The sequence below is a fragment of the Micromonospora sp. WMMD712 genome (genome assembly GCF_029581295.1).
GTDB lineage: Bacteria > Actinomycetota > Actinomycetes > Mycobacteriales > Micromonosporaceae > Micromonospora > Micromonospora carbonacea.
On record NZ_CP120743.1, the window covers coordinates 5,981,079 to 6,000,576 of the forward strand.

The 19,498-nt window shown below is 71.1% G+C and carries 2 protein-coding genes; both read left to right on the forward strand.

Going from position 1 to position 19,498, the window contains the following annotated elements; translation table 11 throughout:
• Positions 1-212: 212 nt before the first annotated feature.
• A complete protein-coding gene (locus O7633_RS26110) occupies positions 213-13,559 on the forward strand; it encodes a type I polyketide synthase (RefSeq protein ID WP_282324283.1) in 13,347 nt (4,448 codons plus the stop codon).
• Positions 13,560-13,585: 26 nt separating this feature from the next.
• Entirely contained in the window at positions 13,586-19,360 is a 5,775-nt protein-coding gene (locus O7633_RS26115; protein ID WP_282324284.1) for a type I polyketide synthase, read from the forward strand.
• Positions 19,361-19,498: the final 138 nt, after the last annotated feature.

Consider the following 19,498-nt stretch of genomic DNA (forward strand, 5'->3'; position numbering starts at 1 on the left):
GGATCAGGTGACGAACGGATCAGCAGTTCATTGGCTCGGCCGGCCCGGAGCTGACATGGCCTGGTGAAGTCGAAAACCACCGGCCGCCGTCGCTGCAAGCGCCCGCCGGGACGATGCGAGTTGTGGGCGCAGACGCGTGCAGCGCAGCGCAGCCGTCCCCGCCGGACCGCGGATGGGCTTTCCCAGCATCGTTCTTCGACCCAGGAGACCTCATGACCGTGCAGAGTGACGTGTTGCGCCACCGCGATATCGCCGTCATCGGGATGTCCTGCCGGCTTCCCGGCGCGCCGAGCATCGAGGAATTCTGGGACCTGCTGTGCAGCGGGCGGAGCGCGGTCGACCGCCAGCCCGACGGCGGTTGGCGGGCGGTGATCGATGGGAAGGGAGAATCCGACGCCGCGTTCTTCGGCATGTCCCCGCGCCAGGCCGCCGCGATCGACCCGCAACAGCGCCTGATGCTCGAACTCGGCTGGGAGGCACTGGAGAACGCCCGCATCCGGCCCGCCGACCTGAAGGGCTCCGACACTGGCGTCTTCGTGGGGCTCACCGCCGACGACTACGCCACCCTGCTGCGCCGCTCCGGCACGGCCATCAGCGGACACACCGCGACAGGCCTGAATCGCAGCCTCGCGGCCAACCGCCTCTCGTACCTGCTGGGTCTGCGCGGCCCCAGCTTCACCGTGGACTCCGCGCAGTCGTCGTCCCTGGTCGCCGTCCACCTGGCGTGCGAAAGCCTGCTGCGGGGCGAGAGCGCGGTCGCCGTCGTCGGCGGGGTGAGCCTCATCCTGGCCGAGGAGAGCACCGCCGCCATGGCGCGCATGGGGGCACTCTCCCCTGACGGGCGTTGCTTCACCTTCGACGCCCGGGCCAACGGCTACGTCCGTGGCGAGGGTGGCGTGGCCATGGTCCTCAAGCCGCTGATCCGCGCGGTCGAGGACGGCGACCAGGTGCATTGCGTCATCCGGGGCTGTGCCGTCAACAACGACGGCGGTGGCCCCAGCCTCACCCATCCCGACCGGGAGGCGCAGGAGGCACTGCTGCGCCGGGCGTACGAGCGGGCGGGGGTGGCCCCCGAACACGTCGACTACGTCGAGCTGCACGGCACCGGGACGAAGGCCGGCGACCCCGTCGAGGCGGCGGCCCTCGGGGCGGTGCTGGGTGCCGCCCGCGGCTGCGACAACCCACTCGCGGTCGGATCGGTCAAGACCAACGTCGGCCACCTGGAGGGGGCGGCCGGCATCACGGGCCTGCTGAAGGCGGTGCTGTGCGTACGTGAGGGGGTGCTGGCGCCGAGCCTCAACTTCCGTACGCCGAACCCGGACATCCACCTCGACGAGCTGAACCTCCGGGTTCAGACGGAACTGCAGCCGTGGCCGGGTGACGGGACGGGCCGCCCGCGTGTCGCCGGAGTGAGTTCCTTCGGCATGGGCGGCACGAATGCGCATCTGATTCTCGAGCAGGCTCCGGTGGCGGCTGAGGAAACGACTGTTACCGATTCCGGCGTCGGTTCGGTTCGGGTGGTTCCGGTGGTGGTGTCGGCTCGTTCGGTGGGGGCGTTGCGGGCTTATGCGGGTCGGTTGCGTGAGGTGTGTGTGGGGTTGTCTGACGATGGTGGCTCCGATGGTGTGGGTTTGGTGGATGTGGGTTGGTCGTTGGTGTCGTCGCGGTCGGTGTTTGAGCATCGGGCGGTGGTGTTGGGTGGGGGTGTGGAGGAGGTGGTGGCGGGTTTGGATGGGGTGGTTTCTGGGGCGGTGAGTTCGGGTTCGGTGGTGGTGGGTTCGGTGGCGTCGGGTGTTGCGGCTGGTGGTGGTCGGGTGGTGTTTGTGTTTCCGGGTCAGGGTTGGCAGTGGGTGGGTATGGGGGCCGCTCTGTTGGATGAGTCGGAGGTCTTCGCGGAGTCGATGGTGGAGTGTGGGCGGGCTTTGTCGGGGTTTGTGGATTGGGATTTGTTGGAGGTGGTCCGCGGTGGGATGGGTGAGGGGGTGTGGGGTCGGGTTGATGTGGTGCAGCCGGTGTCGTGGGCGGTGATGGTGTCTTTGGCGCGGTTGTGGATGTCGGTGGGTGTGGTGCCGGATGCGGTGGTGGGTCATTCGCAGGGTGAGGTTGCTGCGGCGGTGGTGGCGGGTGTGTTGAGTGTGGCCGATGGTGCGCGGGTGGTGGCGGTTCGGTCGCGGGTGATTGGTGAGGTGTTGGCTGGTGGTGGTGCGATGGTGTCGGTGGGGTTGCCGGTGGCGGTTGTGCTGGAGCGACTGTCGGGGTGGGGTGGTCGGTTGGGTGTGGCGGCGGTGAATGGTCCGTCGTTGACGGTGGTGTCGGGGGATGTGGATGCTGCTGTGGGGTTTGTTGGTGAGTGTGAGCGGGATGGGGTGTGGGTGCGGCGGGTGGCGGTGGATTATGCGTCGCATTCGGCGCATGTGGAGGCGGTGGAGGGGACGCTGTCGGGGTTGTTGGATGGTTTGTGTCCGGGGCGGGGGGTGGTGCCGTTTTATTCGTCGGTGGTGGGTGGTGTGGTGGATGGGGTGGGTTTGGATGGTGGGTATTGGTATCGGAATTTGCGTGAGCGGGTGTTGTTTTCGGATGTGGTGGGGCGGCTTGTCGGGGATGGGTTTTCGGGGTTTGTGGAGTGTTCGGGGCATCCGGTGTTGGTGGGTGGGGTGTTGGAGTCGGTGGGGGTGGTGGATGCGGGTGCGCGGCCGGTGGTGGTGGGGTCGTTGCGGCGTGGTGATGGTGGGTGGGGCCGGTTTTTGACGTCTGTGGGTGAGGCGTTTGTTGGTGGGATGAGCGTGGATTGGAAGGGTGTGTTCGCGGGGGCGGGGGCACGGTTGGTGGATTTGCCGACGTATCCGTTCCAACGACGCCACTACTGGGCACCGAACACTGACGGCGCGCCAGCTCCGGTCCTCGATGATCACGCGGAGGCGGAGAACGAACCAGCCGAATCCGAGCCAGGGATTCGGGCCGAGCTTCTGACGTTGGCCGAGCCCGAGCAACTGAACCGACTCCTGGCGACCGTTCGCGCCAGCACCGCCGTCGTTCTGGGCCTCGACTCGGCGCAGGCGGTCGATCCGGAGCGCACGTTCAAGGAGCATGGATTCGAATCGGTCACGGCCGTCGAGCTCTGTAACCACCTGCAACGCGGCACTGGGCTGCGGGTTCCCGCCTCGCTTGTATACAACCATCCCACCCCGATGGCCGCTGCCCGGAAACTGCAGGAAGAAATTCAGGGCCGGCAACCGGAGAACGTCCGGCAGGTCACCTCCATTGCTGCTGTGGATGATCCGGTGGTGGTGGTGGGGATGGGTTGTCGTTTTCCGGGTGGGGTGGTGTCTGCGGAGGGTTTGTGGGATTTGGTGTTGGGGGGTGGGGATGCGGTGTCGGGGTTTCCGGTGGATCGGGGTTGGGATGTGGAGGGGTTGTTTGATCCGGTGCGGGGTGTGGTGGGGAAGTCGTATGTGCGGGAGGGGGGGTTTGTGTATGACGCGGGGATGTTTGATGCGGAGTTCTTTGGTGTGTCGCCGCGTGAGGCGGTGGCGATGGATCCGCAGCAGCGGTTGTTTTTGGAGGTGTCGTGGGAGGCGTTGGAGCGTGCGGGGATTGATCCGTTGGGGTTGCGGGGTTCGCGGACGGGTGTGTATGTGGGGGTGATGGGTCAGGAGTATGGGCCGCGGTTGGTGGAGTCGGGTGGTGGGTTTGAGGGTTATTTGTTGACGGGGACGTCGCCGAGTGTGGTGTCGGGTCGTGTTTCGTATGTGTTGGGGTTGGAGGGTCCGTCGATTTCGGTTGATACGGCGTGTTCGTCGTCGTTGGTGGCGTTGCATTTGGCGTGTCAGGGGTTGCGGTTGGGTGAGTGTGATGTGGCGTTGGCGGGTGGGGTGACGGTGATTGCGGCGCCGGGGTTGTTTGTGGAGTTTTCTCGGCAGGGTGGGTTGTCGGGTGATGGGCGGTGTCGGGCGTTTGCGGGTGGTGCGGATGGGACGGGGTGGGCGGAGGGTGCGGGGGTGGTGGTGTTGGAGCGGTTGTCGGTGGCGCGGGAGCGTGGTCATCGGGTGTTGGCGGTGGTGCGGGGTTCTGCGGTGAATCAGGATGGTGGGTCGAATGGTTTGACGGCGCCGTCGGGGGTGGCGCAGCGTCGGGTGATTGGTGCGGCGTTGGTGGCGGCGGGTTTGGGTGTGTCGGATGTGGATGTGGTGGAGGGGCATGGGACGGGGACTCGGTTGGGTGATCCGATTGAGGCTGAGGCGTTGTTGGGGTCGTATGGGCGGGGTCGTGTGGGTGGGGCGTTGTTGTTGGGTTCGGTGAAGTCGAATATTGGTCATACGCAGGCGGCTGCGGGTGTGGCGGGTGTGATCAAGATGGTGATGGCGTTGCGGGCGGGGGTGGTGCCGGCGACGTTGCATGTGGATGTGCCGTCGCCGTTGGTGGATTGGTCGTCGGGTGGGGTGGAGTTGGTGACGCAGGTGCGGGGTTGGCCTGTGGTGGGTCGGGTGCGTCGTGCGGGTGTGTCGGCGTTTGGGGTGTCGGGGACGAATGCGCATCTGATTTTGGAGCAGGCCCCGGAGTTCGACGATCCAGTTGATGCCGATGCCGATGCCGATGCCGATGCCGATGCCGATTCCGGTGCTGGCGCCGGTGTCGTTGATGGCGGCGGGGGTGGTGTGGGCAGGAGCTTGTCGGTGGTTCCGGTGGTGGTGTCGGCTCGTTCGGTGGGGGCGTTGCGGGCTTATGCGGGTCGGTTGCGTGAGGTGTGTGTGGGGTTGTCTGACGATGGTGGCTCCGATGGTGTGGGTCTGGTGGATGTGGGTTGGTCGTTGGTGTCGTCGCGGTCGGTGTTTGAGCATCGGGCGGTGGTGTTGGGTGGGGGTGTCGCGGAGGTGGTGGCGGGTTTGGATGGGGTGGTTTCTGGGGCGGTGAGTTCGGGTTCGGTGGTGGTGGGTTCGGTGGCGTCGGGTGTTGCGGCTGGTGGTGGTCGGGTGGTGTTTGTGTTTCCGGGTCAGGGTTGGCAGTGGGTGGGTATGGGGGCCGCTCTGTTGGATGAGTCGGAGGTCTTCGCGGAGTCGATGGTGGAGTGTGGGCGGGCTTTGTCGGGGTTTGTGGATTGGGATTTGTTGGAGGTGGTCCGCGGTGGGATGGGTGAGGGGGTGTGGGGTCGGGTTGATGTGGTGCAGCCGGTGTCGTGGGCGGTGATGGTGTCTTTGGCGCGGTTGTGGATGTCGGTGGGTGTGGTGCCGGATGCGGTGGTGGGTCATTCGCAGGGTGAGGTTGCTGCGGCGGTGGTGGCGGGTGTGTTGAGTGTGGCCGATGGTGCGCGGGTGGTGGCGGTTCGGTCGCGGGTGATTGGTGAGGTGTTGGCTGGTGGTGGTGCGATGGTGTCGGTGGGGTTGCCGGTGGCGGTTGTGCTGGAGCGACTGTCGGGGTGGGGTGGTCGGTTGGGTGTGGCGGCGGTGAATGGTCCGTCGTTGACGGTGGTGTCGGGGGATGTGGATGCTGCTGTGGGGTTTGTTGGTGAGTGTGAGCGGGATGGGGTGTGGGTGCGGCGGGTGGCGGTGGATTATGCGTCGCATTCGGCGCATGTGGAGGCGGTGGAGGGGACGCTGTCGGGGTTGTTGGATGGTTTGTGTCCGGGGCGGGGGGTGGTGCCGTTTTATTCGTCGGTGGTGGGTGGTGTGGTGGATGGGGTGGGTTTGGATGGTGGGTATTGGTATCGGAATTTGCGTGAGCGGGTGTTGTTTTCGGATGTGGTGGGGCGGCTTGTCGGGGATGGGTTTTCGGGGTTTGTGGAGTGTTCGGGGCATCCGGTGTTGGTGGGTGGGGTGTTGGAGTCGGTGGGGGTGGTGGATGCGGGTGCGCGGCCGGTGGTGGTGGGGTCGTTGCGGCGTGGTGATGGTGGGTGGGGCCGGTTTTTGACGTCTGTGGGTGAGGCGTTTGTTGGTGGGATGAGTGTGGATTGGAAGGGTGTGTTCGCGGGGGCGGGGGCACGGTTGGTGGATTTGCCGACGTATCCGTTCCAACGACGCCACTACTGGGCACCGACGCCCACCAACCCCGCCGCCAGCCCCGCCGCGGGCGACACCACCACCGCCGACCCGGTGGGTGGTCTGCGGTATCGGATCACCTGGAAACCGCTGCCGACCGACGACCCCCGACCCCTCACCAACCGCTGGCTACTCATCGCCGACCCGGGGACCGCCGATTCGGAGCTTGCCGCAGACATCACAGCGGCGCTCGTTCGCAGGGGTGCCGAGGTCGAGTTGCTGGCCGTGGACCCGCTCGCGGGCCGCGCCCGGATCGCCGAACTGCTCGCCACCACGACGGCTGGGTCTACGCCGCTGTCGGGCGTCGTGTCTCTTCTCGGGCTTGTGCACGACGCGCATCCCCAACACCCCTCCATCGGGATGGGCGTGGTCTCGTCGCTGGCGCTGGTGCAGGCCATCGGTGACGCGGGAGCCGAAACTCCTTTGTGGAGCGTCACGCAGGGGGCGGTGGCTGTGGTGCCCCAGGAGGCGCCGGACATGTTCGGTGCGCAGGTGTGGGCGTTCGGGCGGGTGGCCGCCCTGGAACTGCCGGACCGCTGGGGCGGCCTGGTCGACCTTCCGTCCGTACCGAATGCCCGGATGCTGGACCAGCTCGCCAACGCCCTCGCCGGAGCGGACGGCGAGGACCAGATCGCGGTACGCGGTTCGGGGATCTACGGGCGTCGGGTGACGCGCGCGGCGGGCACTGTGCGCCGGGAATGGCGCCCTCGCGGGAACATCCTGGTGACCGGAGGTACGGGGAGTCTGGGTGGCCGGGTGGCCCGGTGGCTCGCTCGCAACGGTGCCGAACACCTCGTTCTCACCAGTCGTCGGGGTGCCGACGCCCCGGGGGCGGCCGAGCTGGAAGCTGATCTTCGCGCGCTCGGTGTCGAGGTGACCATGGCCGCCTGCGATGTGGCGGACCGGGCTGCGTTGACCGACGTCCTGGCGGCGCATCCGCCCACTGCGGTCTTCCACGCCGCCGGAGTCCTGCACGACGGTGTGATCGACACGCTCGCCGCCGAACACATCGACGAGGTCTTCCGTCCGAAGACCGCTGCCGCGCTGCTGCTCGACGAACTCACCCAGCACCAGGAGCTGGACGCCTTCGTCCTCTTCTCATCGGTTACCGGAGTCTGGGGCAACGGCGGCCAGGCGGCGTACGCGGCGGCGAACGCGTCGCTGGACGCGCTGGCGGAGCAGCGTCGTGCCGCAGGTCTTCCCGCCACCTCCATAGCTTGGGGATTGTGGGGCGGTGGTGGCATGGCGGAGGGGATCGGCGAGCAGAACCTGAACCGCCGTGGCATCACGGCCTTGGACCCGGAACGCGGCATCGCCGCTCTGCAGCAGGCCCTCGACCGCGATGACGTGTCTGTCACCGTCGCCGACGTCGACTGGGCGGCTTTCGCTCCGCGTCTCGCAGACCTGCGCTTGGGGCGGCTCTTCGATGGGGTGCCCGAGGCCAGGAGCGCGCTCGATGCCCGGAAGGTGGACACCGAGTCGCCGAGCGCCGGCCTTGCGCAGCGGGTGGCGGGGATGCCCGACGCGGAACGGCAGCGGGTCCTCCTCGAAACGGTGCGGGCGGCGGCGGCCGCGGTCCTGAGGCACGAGACGGTGGATGCGGTCGCGCCCACCCGGGCCTTCAAGGACGCCGGCTTCGACTCGCTCACGGCGCTCGAACTGCGCAACCACCTCAACAGCACGACCGGTCTGAGTCTGCCTCCGACGGTGGTCTTCGACCACCCCACTCCGTCCACGTTGGCGAAGTTCCTGGAGGGCGTCCTCGTCGGCGCTTCTGCCGAGGAAGTCCCGGTGACTGCCGCAGCCGTGCCCGTCGACGAGCCTATTGCCATCGTCGGCATGGCCTGCCGCTACCCCGGCGGAGCCGACACTCCCGAGAAGCTCTGGGACCTCCTGCTGGCCGGTGCTGACGTCATCGGCCCGGCCCCCGACGACCGGGGCTGGGACGTGGACTCCTTCTTTGATCCGGTGCCGGGAGCCGCGGGGAAGTCGTACGCACGGGAGGGGGGGTTTGTGTATGACGCGGGGATGTTCGATGCGGAGTTCTTTGGTGTGTCGCCGCGTGAGGCGATGGCGATGGATCCGCAGCAGCGCCTCTTGTTGGAGACGTCATGGGAGGCGTTGGAGCGTGCGGGAATCGATCCAGCGGGTCTGCGGGGTAGCCGGACCGGCGTGTACTCCGGCCTGACCCACCAGGAGTATGCCGCCCGTCTGCACGAGGCTCCGCAGGAACTCGAGGGCTATCTGCTCACCGGCAAGTCGGTGAGCGTCGCGTCGGGTCGTGTTTCGTATGTGTTGGGGTTGGAGGGTCCGTCGATTTCGGTTGATACGGCGTGTTCGTCGTCGTTGGTGGCGTTGCATTTGGCGTGTCAGGGGTTGCGGTTGGGTGAGTGTGATGTGGCGTTGGCGGGTGGGGTGACGGTGATTGCGGCGCCGGGGTTGTTTGTGGAGTTTTCTCGGCAGGGTGGGTTGTCGGGTGATGGGCGGTGTCGGGCGTTTGCGGGTGGTGCGGATGGGACGGGGTGGGCGGAGGGTGCGGGGGTGGTGGTGTTGGAGCGGTTGTCGGTGGCGCGGGAGCGTGGTCATCGGGTGTTGGCGGTGGTGCGGGGTTCTGCGGTGAATCAGGATGGTGGGTCGAATGGTTTGACGGCGCCGTCGGGGGTGGCGCAGCGTCGGGTGATTGGTGCGGCGTTGGTGGCGGCGGGTTTGGGTGTGTCGGATGTGGATGTGGTGGAGGGGCATGGGACGGGGACTCGGTTGGGTGATCCGATTGAGGCTGAGGCGTTGTTGGGGTCGTATGGGCGGGGTCGTGTGGGTGGGGCGTTGTTGTTGGGTTCGGTGAAGTCGAATATTGGTCATACGCAGGCGGCTGCGGGTGTGGCGGGTGTGATCAAGATGGTGATGGCGTTGCGGGCGGGGGTGGTGCCGGCGACGTTGCATGTGGATGTGCCGTCGCCGTTGGTGGATTGGTCGTCGGGTGGGGTGGAGTTGGTGACGCAGGTGCGGGGTTGGCCTGTGGTGGGTCGGGTGCGTCGTGCGGGTGTGTCGGCGTTTGGGGTGTCGGGGACGAATGCGCATCTGATTTTGGAGCAGGCCCCGGAGTTCGACGATCCTGCCGATTCCGATTCCGGTGTCGTTGATGGCGGCGGGGGTGGTGTCGGCAGGAGCTTGTCGGTGGTTCCGGTGGTGGTGTCGGCTCGTTCGGTGGGGGCGTTGCGGGCTTATGCGGGTCGGTTGCGTGAAATGTGTGTGGGTCTTTCCGATGGTGTGGGTTTGGTGGATGTGGGTTGGTCGTTGGTGTCGTCGCGGTCGGTGTTTGAGCATCGGGCGGTGGTGTTGGGTGGGGGTGTCGCGGAGGTGGTGGCGGGTTTGGATGGGGTGGTTTCTGGGGCGGTGAGTTCGGGTTCGGTGGTGGTGGGTTCGGTGGCGTCGGGTGTTGCGGCTGGTGGTGGTCGGGTGGTGTTTGTGTTTCCGGGTCAGGGTTGGCAGTGGGTGGGTATGGGGGCCGCTCTGTTGGATGAGTCGGAGGTCTTCGCGGAGTCGATGGTGGAGTGTGGGCGGGCTTTGTCGGGGTTTGTGGATTGGGATTTGTTGGAGGTGGTCCGCGGTGGGATGGGTGAGGGGGTGTGGGGTCGGGTTGATGTGGTGCAGCCGGTGTCGTGGGCGGTGATGGTGTCTTTGGCGCGGTTGTGGATGTCGGTGGGTGTGGTGCCGGATGCGGTGGTGGGTCATTCGCAGGGTGAGGTTGCTGCGGCGGTGGTGGCGGGTGTGTTGAGTGTGGCCGATGGTGCGCGGGTGGTGGCGGTTCGGTCGCGGGTGATTGGTGAGGTGTTGGCTGGTGGTGGTGCGATGGTGTCGGTGGGGTTGCCGGTGGCGGTTGTGCTGGAGCGACTGTCGGGGTGGGGTGGTCGGTTGGGTGTGGCGGCGGTGAATGGTCCGTCGTTGACGGTGGTGTCGGGGGATGTGGATGCTGCTGTGGGGTTTGTTGGTGAGTGTGAGCGGGATGGGGTGTGGGTGCGGCGGGTGGCGGTGGATTATGCGTCGCATTCGGCGCATGTGGAGGCGGTGGAGGGGACGCTGTCGGGGTTGTTGGATGGTTTGTGTCCGGGGCGGGGGGTGGTGCCGTTTTATTCGTCGGTGGTGGGTGGTGTGGTGGATGGGGTGGGTTTGGATGGTGGGTATTGGTATCGGAATTTGCGTGAGCGGGTGTTGTTTTCGGATGTGGTGGGGCGGCTTGTCGGGGATGGGTTTTCGGGGTTTGTGGAGTGTTCGGGGCATCCGGTGTTGGTGGGTGGGGTGTTGGAGTCGGTGGGGGTGGTGGATGCGGGTGTGCGGCCGGTGGTGGTGGGGTCGTTGCGGCGTGGTGATGGTGGGTGGGGCCGGTTTTTGACGTCTGTGGGTGAGGCGTTTGTTGGTGGGATGAGTGTGGATTGGAAGGGTGTGTTCGCGGGGGCGGGGGCACGGTTGGTGGATTTGCCGACGTATCCGTTCCAACGACGCCACTACTGGGCCCAGACCTCGCCCGCTGGCGTCGGGACGGCCGCGGCGGCCCGGTTCGGCATGGAGTGGGAGGACCATCCCCTGCTCGGGGGTGCGCTGTCGGTCGGCGGCTCCAGGAGCCTGCTTCTGGCCGGGCATCTGTCGCTCGCCTCGCACGCCTGGCTGACCGACCATGCCGTGTCCGGCACCGTGCTGCTGCCCGGTACGGCCTTCGTGGAACTCGCCCTGCACGCCGCCGCTGCGGCTGGCTGTCCGGAGGTCGAGGAGCTGCGGCTGGAGGCTCCCCTGGTGGTGCAGGCCAGGGGCGGGGTGCGGCTCCAGGTGCTCGTGGACGACCCCGGCGACGGATCCGACCGCCGCGCGGTGAGCGTGTTCTCCCGGGACGATGCGGCGCCGGCGGAGTCCGCCTGGACGCGGCACGCGGTGGGCGTCCTGGCCGCGCGGTCGCGGCCCGCACCGGCTGCGCCCTGGCACACCGACGCCTGGCCACCTTCGGGCACGGAGCCGGTCGACGTGGCCGACCTGTATGAGCGGTTCGCGGCGCTGGGCTACGAGTACGGGGAGGCGTTCGCCGGGCTCCAGGGGGTCTGGCGGGGGGACGGCGAGGTGTTCGCCGAGGTGCGGCTGCCCGACCGGGTCAGCGCGGAGGCCATTCGCTTCGGGCTGCATCCCGCACTGCTCGACGCCGCCTTGCAGGGGTGGTTGGCGGGCGACCTCGTCGGCGTCCCCGAGGGCAGTGTGCTGCTGCCCTTCGCCTGGCAGGGCGTCGTGCTCCACGCCACCGGCGCCGACACTCTGCGGGTTCGCATCGGCCGGTCCGGTGACTCGGCCGTCTGCCTGCACGCGGTGGACCCGGCCGGTGCTCCGGTCCTCTCGTTGGACGCCCTGGCCCTGCGCCCGCTCGTCCGGGAACGCCTCGGGCCGCCCGCCGATGCCGGAGCCGGGGCGTTGTACCGGGTCGGCTGGCGACGGCAGGCCGCCGTTGCCGGGGCAGCCGACCGGCGGTGGGCGGTCGTGGCCCCGAACGGTGCCGAGGCGGACGGGGCCGCCGGGCCGCACCGCTGGCCGGTCGCCACCGTCGACGTGCACACCGACGTGGACTCGCTGCGGGCGGCCCTGGACGCGGGCGAGGAACTGCCCGCCGTCGTCCTCGCCGACTTCCGCAGGACTGCCGGCTGGAGCGCCGACAGTTCGCTGGCCGCCGGCCCGTCGCCCGACGACGGCGCGGTGGGCGACGGCGCGGTGGGCGACGCCCGGGCCGGGGCCGTCCGGGCGGCGACCCGGGCCGGGCTGGATCTGCTGCAACGCTGGCTGGCCGACGAGCGGTTCATCGCGGCCAGGCTCGTGGTGGTCACCGAACGGGCCGTGGCCGCCGGGCCGGACGAGGACGTGCCGGGCCTCGTCCACGCGGGACTGTGGGGACTGCTGCGGTCGGCCCAGTCGGAGCACCCGGACCGCTTCGTGCTGGTGGACGTCGACGCGGACGACAGCTCGCTCGCGGCGCTGCCGTCGGCCCTCGCCATGGACGCGCCCCAACTGGCGGTGCGGGCCGGTCAGGTCCTGCTGCCCGAGATCGAGCCGGTGCGGCCAGTACCCGAGCCGGAGCAGGCGGAACCCGAACCGGGGGCCGTCCTGGACCCCGACGGCACGGTCCTGCTCACCGGCGCGACCGGCACGCTCGGCGGGCTGCTCGCCCGGCACCTGGTGACCACCCGTGGTGTGCGCCGGCTGCTGCTGGTCAGTCGCAGCGGTCCGGACGCCCCCGATGCCGGCCGGCTGACCGAGGAGCTGACCGGGCTCGGCGCCCACGTGACGCTGGCCGCCTGCGACACCACGGATCGCGCCGCGCTGGCCGGCGTCCTGGGCGGCATCCCCGCCGAGCATCCGCTGACCGCCGTGGTGCACGTGGCCGGCGTACTCGACGACGGGGCGGTGCAGGCGCTCACCCCCGAGCGGGTCGACGCGGTGCTCCGGCCGAAGGTGGACGCGGCACTGCACCTGCACGAACTGACCGCGGGGCTGCCGCTGGCCGCGTTCGTGCTGTTCTCCGGGGCGGCGGGGATCCTGGGCCGGCCCGGCCAGGCCAACTACGCGGCGGCGAACACCTTCCTGGACGCCCTGGCGCAGCAGCGGCGGGCCCGGGGCCTGCCCGGCGTCTCCCTCGCCTGGGGTCTTTGGGGACTGGCCAGCGACATGACGGGCCACCTGGGCGAGCAGGACCTGCGGCGGATGCGGCGCTCCGGCATCGCCCCGATGACCGGCGAGGAGGGCCTCGCGCTGTTCGACCTAGCGCTCGGCCTGGCCCGGGACGAACCGGTGCTCGTACCGGCCCGGCTGGACCCGGCGGCGCTGCGCCGGGAGTGGGCCGCCAACGGACCGGGCGCCGTCCCGGTCCTGCTGCGGGGTCTGGTGCCGGCGGCCCCGCTCCGTCGCGCGGCCTCGTCGGGCGCCGCCGGCGGTGCGCCCGTGCCCGCCGTCGCCGCGCCGCAGGAGGCGGACGAGCTGCGCGGGCAACTGGCCGGGAAGGACGCGCAGGCCCAGGTCCGGCAACTGCTGGATCTGGTACGCGCCCATGTCGCCGGGGTGCTCGCCCTGCGGGAAGCGGCGGACGTGGACCCGGGCAGACCGTTCCGCGAGGTCGGATTCGACTCGTTGACCGCAGTCGAACTGCGCAACCGGCTGGGCTCGGCGACCGGCCTGCGGTTGGCGCCGAGCCTGGTGTTCGACCATCCGACCCCGTCGGCCGTGGCCGAGCACCTCGTGGACCGCCTCGCCGCCGAGGGGGCGGCTGACGAGGGCGCGGCGGCACTGACCGGACTCGACGCAGTGGCCGCGGCGCTCGGCGGGATGCGGACGGACGACGTTCGCCGGGACATCGTCCGCAGGCGGCTGGAGGAGATGCTCGCCCTGGTCGGCGGGCCACGGTCCGGGCCGGGAGGTGACGGGCTGGTGGATGCCACGGTCGCCGAGCGACTGGACTCGGCGTCCGACGACGAACTCTTCGCCCTGATCGAGGAGCAGCTGTGAACCCCGACCGAGGAGAGGGCCGGCAGGTGACCGCGAACGAGGACCGGATGCGTGAGTACCTCAAGCGGGTCACCGCCGAGCTGGCCGGGACGCGGCGACGCCTGCGCGAGCTGGAGGACAGCGCGCGTGAGCCCATCGCCATCGTGGGCATGAGCTGCCGGTTGCCGGGCGGGGTGAGCACGCCCGAGGACCTGTGGCGGCTGGTCGAGGCTGGTGCCGACGCGATCTCCGGCTTCCCCGACGACCGGGGCTGGGACGTCGGGAGGCTCTACGACCCGGATCCGGACTCGACTGGCACGAGCTACGTGCGCGAGGGCGGCTTCCTCTACGACTGCGCCGAGTTCGACCCGGAGTTCTTCACCGTCTCGCCCCGCGAGGCGCTGGCCATGGACCCGCAGCAGCGGCTGCTGCTGGAGGCCGCCTGGGAGACCTTCGAACGGGCGGGGATCGCCCCCGACTCGGCCCGCGGCACCCGCACCGGGGTCTACGTCGGGGTGATGTACGACGACTACGGCAGCCGGCTGTCGGAGGTGCCGAAGGACCTGGAGGGCTACCTGGTCAACGGCAGCGCGGGCAGTGTCGCGTCGGGCCGGATCGCGTACACCCTGGGGTTGCAGGGGCCGGCGGTGACGGTCGACACGGCCTGCTCGTCGTCGCTGGTCGCGTTGCACCTGGCCGTGCAGGCGCTGCGGTCGGGTGAGTGTGAGCTGGCCCTGGCGGGCGGGGCGACGGTGCTCGCCACGCCGACGATGTTCGTCGACTTCGCCCGGCAGCGCGGTCTCGCCGAGGACGGCCGTTGCAAGGCGTTCGCGGACGCCGCCGACGGGACCGGGTTCGGCGAGGGCGTGGGGATGCTGCTGTTGGAACGGCTCTCGGACGCGGTCCGCAACCGTCGCCAGGTGCTGGCCGTCGTGCGGGGCAGCGCGGTCAACCAGGACGGGGCGAGCAACGGCCTGACCGCCCCGAACGGTACGGCCCAGCAACTGGTCATCCGGCAGGCGTTGACCAACGCGGGGCTGGCCGCGGACGAGGTGGACGCGGTGGAGGCACACGGCACCGGCACCCGGCTGGGCGATCCGATCGAGGCGCAGGCGCTGCTGGCGACGTACGGCCAGGGCCGGCCGGCGGACCGGCCGCTCCTGCTGGGATCCCTGAAGTCCAACATCGGCCACACCCAGGCCGCCGCAGGGGTCGCCGGGGTGATCAAGACCGTGCTGGCGCTGCGTCACGCGCGGCTGCCCCGGACCCTGCACGTCGATCGCCCCTCGACCCGGGTGGACTGGTCGTCGGGCGCGGTGCGGCTGCTGACCGAGGGGCGGCCCTGGCCCGAGCACGGCGACCGGCCCCGCCGGGCCGGGGTCTCCTCGTTCGGCGCGAGCGGCACCAACGCGCACGTCATCCTGGAGAGCGCCCCCGGTGCAGCGGCGGGGGCGACCGGGGCGACGGACCTCGCGGCCCCGCCGGCATCCGTCGCCCACCATCCGGCCCCGGCCCCGGCCCCGGCCCCGGCGGCGACGGTGCCCACTGCCCACGAACCGGCGGGGACGGCCGGCGACGACCCCGTCTGGGTCCTGTCCGGCCGGACCGAGGCGGCCCTGCGCGAGCAGGCCCGGCGGCTACACGCCCACCTGACATCCCGGACGCGGCCCGAGCCCGCCGACGCCGTGGCCCGCGCGTTGGCGCGCTCCCGCACCGCGTTCGCGTACCGGGCCGCCGTGCTGGGCCGGGACGACACCGCGCGGCTCGACGGCCTCCACGCGCTCGCGGCGGGCCGCAGCGCCGCGGGGCTCGTCACCGGGCGGGCCGTGCCGGAGCGGCGCGTGGCCCTCCTCTTCACCGGGCAGGGCAGCCAGCGACCGGGCGCGGGCCGGGAACTGTACGCCCGGCATCCCGCCTTCGCGCAGGCCCTGGACGGCGTCCTCGCGGAACTCGACCGGCACCTGGACCGGCCGCTGCGCGCCGTCATGCTCGCCGAGCCGGGCACCGGGGCGGCGGCGCTGCTGGACGACACCGCGTACACCCAGCCCGCCCTGTTCGCGCTGGAGGTGGCGCTGTTCCGGCTGGTCACGAGCTGGGGGCTGCGGCCCGACGCCCTGCTGGGCCACTCGGTCGGGGAGATCACCGCGGCGTACGTCGCGGGCGTCCTCACCCTGCCGGACGCCGCCCGGCTGGTGGCGGTGCGCGGTCGACTCATGGCGGGCCTGCCGGCCGGCGGTGCGATGGCCGCGCTCCAGGCCGCCGAGAGCGAGGTAGGCCCCCTGTTGGCGGGGCGGGAGGGCGAACTGTCGATCGCAGCGGTCAACGGGCCGCAGGCAACCGTGATCGCGGGCGACGAGGCGGCCGTCGAGGAGCAGGTCGCGCTGTGGCGTGACCGGGGTCGCCGGGCCAGGCGACTGCGGGTCGGCCACGCCTTCCACTCCGCACGGATGGACGGGATGCTCGCCGAGTTCGAGAAGGCGATGGGCGATCTCCGGGCCGGCGAGCCGTCGATCCCCGTGGTCGCCAACGTCACGGGGGCGATCGCGTCCGGCACCGACCTCCGTACGGCCGGGTACTGGATCCGGCACGCCCGCGAGCCGGTGCGTTTCCTCGACGGCATGCGTGCGCTGCGGGCCGAGGGCGTCGACACGTTCGTGGAACTCGGCCCGGACGGAGTGCTCACGGCGATGGCGCGCGACTGCCTGGCGGATCCCGCCGACCCGGTGGATGTCGCGGACGCCGCCGAGCCCGCCGGGGCCGCGGAGCCCGACCGCTCCCTGCTGTTCCTGCCCACCCTGCGCCGGGACCGCGACGACGCAGTGGCCGTGCGGGAGGCCCTGGCAGCCGTCCACGTGCACGGGCTTCCCGTCGACCCGGTCGCGCCGCTCGGCGACGGCCCGCTCGCCACCGACCTGCCCACCTACCCGTTCCAGCGGTCCCGCTACTGGCTCGACCCGCGCCCCGGGGCACGCGACCTGACCGCCGTGGGCCTCGACGTCGCCGGGCACCCGCTGCTCGCCGTCGCCGTGGACCTGCCGGACGGCGCCGGCACGGTCTGGAGCGGTCAGCTCTGCGTGCGGACGCATCCGTGGCTCGCCGACCACAGCGTGTGGGGGCGCACGGTGGTGCCGGGGACCGCGCTGCTGGAGATCATGCACCGGGTGCGCGCCGAGGTGGGCTGCACCCGGGTCGCGGAACTGACCTTCGAGGCGCCGATGGTGCTGGCCGACGACGGGGGCGTCCGCGTGCGGGTCGTCGTCGACGGACCAGACGCCGACGGGGCCCGCCAGGTCCGGATCCACTCCGCACCGGTGGGGCCCGAGCCTCCCCACTGGACCCGGCACGCCTCGGGCCGGGTCGACAGCGCCGCGCCGGGGCCGGCCGCCGGCCCACCCGCGTGGGACGCCGGCCCTGGCAGCAACTGGCCGCCCGAGGGGGCGGAGCCGGTGGGCGTCGAGAGCGAGTACGAGCGCTTCGCCGACAACGGCATCGGATACGGCCCCGCCTTCCGAGGGCTGCGCGCCGCGTGGCGTCGCGGGAACGAGACGTTCGCCGAGGTCCGGCTCCCCGAGGAGTACGCCGCCGAGGCGGGCGACTACGCCGTCCATCCGGCGCTGCTGGACGCGGCCCTGCACGCGATCGTCCTCGGTGACCAGTTTCCCGGTGGGGCACACGGGATGCTGCCGTTCGCCTTCACCGACGTGCGGGTGTTCACCTCCGGCACCGACCGGCTCCGGGTGCGCATCGCGCCCGCCGGTGTCGACTCGGTCTGCGTCACCGTCGCCGACGGCGACGGGAAGCCGGTCCTCGCCGCAGCCACCCTGGCGTTGCGCCGGGTCGCCGCCGACCGGATCGCGGCGGCCGTCACCGGCCAGGCACCGCTGTACCGGTTGGAGTGGTCCGCCGTGCAGCCCGCCCCGGTGGCCGCCGGGGCGCGGTTCGCCGTCGTCGGCGGGGACGCCCCGCTGCCGTCCGGTGCACTGGGGGCCGGGGTGCCCGTCCAGGCGTACCCGGACCTGGGCGCGCTGGCCGGTGCGCTGGCCACCGACCGGGCACCGGGCCACGTGCTCGTCGACTTCCGCCGCCGCGCCGACGGCCCGGCAGAGCGGCGGCCCGGTGACGTGGGTGCACGGACCCTACGGGCGCTGGCCGTCGTCCAGGAGTGGCTCGCCGACGACCGTTTCACCGGCTCACGGCTGGTCGTGCTCACCAGCGGAGCCGTGGACGCCGGAACAGCCGTCACCGATCCGGCCGCCGCCGGGGTGTGGGGCCTGCTGCGGGTCGCCCAGACCGAGCATCCGGACCGGTTCGTCCTCGTGGACACCGACGACCACCCGGATTCGCTGCGTGCCCTCCCCGGGGCGATCGCTGCGGGCGAGCCGCAGCTGGCACTGCGGGCCGGCTCGGCCAGCGTTCCGGGCCTGGTGCGGGCGCCGGCCGGCACCGGTGCCGCCCCGCCGTGGACCGCCGCCGGCACCGTCCTCGTCACCGGGGGCACCGGCATGCTCGGCGGCGCGGTGGCCCGGCACCTGGTCCGCCGGCACGGGGTCCGCCGCCTGCTGCTGGTCGGCCGGCGCGGGCCGGACGCACCCGGCGCGGCGGCCCTGACCCGGGAACTGGAGGAGCTGGGGGCGTCCGTCCGCGTCGCCGCCTGCGACGTCGCCGACCGTGACGCGGTGACGCGCCTGTTGGCCGGGGTTCCCGCCGTGCATCCGCTCACCGCGGTGGTGCACTCGGCCGGCGTGCCCGACGACGGCGTGCTGACCGCACAGACCGGCGAGCGGGTCGCGGCGGTGCTCCGCGCCAAGGCGGACGCGGCGGTCAACCTGCACGAACTCACCCGGCATCTCGACCTCACCGCCTTCGTGCTGTTCTCGTCGGTCGCGGGGACGATCGGCAGCGCCGGGCAGGCCGGGTACGCCGCCGCGAACGCCTTCCTCGACGCGTTCGCGAGCTGGCGGCAGGGCCAGGGGCTGCCCGCCACCGCCCTGGCGTGGGGGCCGTTGGACGGCGGGATGGCCGCCGGCCTCGGCACTGCGGACGTGGCACGGCTGCGCCGGTCCGGGCTCGTGCCGCTCGGCGTGGACGACGCGCTCGTCCTCTTCGACGCCGCCTGCTCCCGACCGGCGGCGGCGTACCACCCCGTCCGCCTCGATCCGGCGGTGCTGCGGTCCCACGCCGCCGTCAGCGTGGTGCCCGCCGTCCTGCTCGGTCCGAGCCGTGCGCGCCCGAGGGGCGGTACGCCGGGGAAGCCTGCCGAAGCCGCCCTCGCCGCGCTGCTGACCGGCAGGTCGGCGGCCGAGCGTACGGCGATCCTGACCGACCTGGTGCGGACGGAGGCCGCCACCGTTCTCGGGCATGGTGAGGCGGCGATGCTGAGCACGCAGCGGGCCTTCCGCGACGCCGGCTTCGACTCGCTCACCGCCGTGGACCTCCGCAACCGGCTCGGCGCGGCCACGGGCCTCAGCCTGCCGGCCGCCGTCGTCTTCGACCACCCGACTCCGGCGGCCCTGGCTGCCTATCTGCGGACCGAACTGGACCGCCGGTCGCCCACCGGGCAACAGTTCCCGACGGACGCCGCCGGCGTTCTGGCCATGCTCGACCGCCTGCGGGACGGAATCGCGACGGTCGTCAGGGACGACGCCGACCGGACCCGCGCAGCCGACCTGTTGCGTGTCCTGCTCGCCGAGGTCGGCAGGCCCGTCCCGGGTCCGCCCCGCGACACCGACGGCGGCTCCGGCGGCGAGGTCGGCGACCGCCTCCGGACCGCCTCCGACGAGGAACTGTTCGACCTGCTCGACAGCGATTTCCGACTGGCGTAGCGCCGGCCGGAGCACTGCCCGCTCGAATCGACCGACCCGGAAAGACACTCGGATCACAGGGGGAGCGCCGTGTCTGTCAACAACGAAGACAAGCTTCGCGAGTATCTGCGTCGTGCCATGGCGGATCTCCATGAGTCC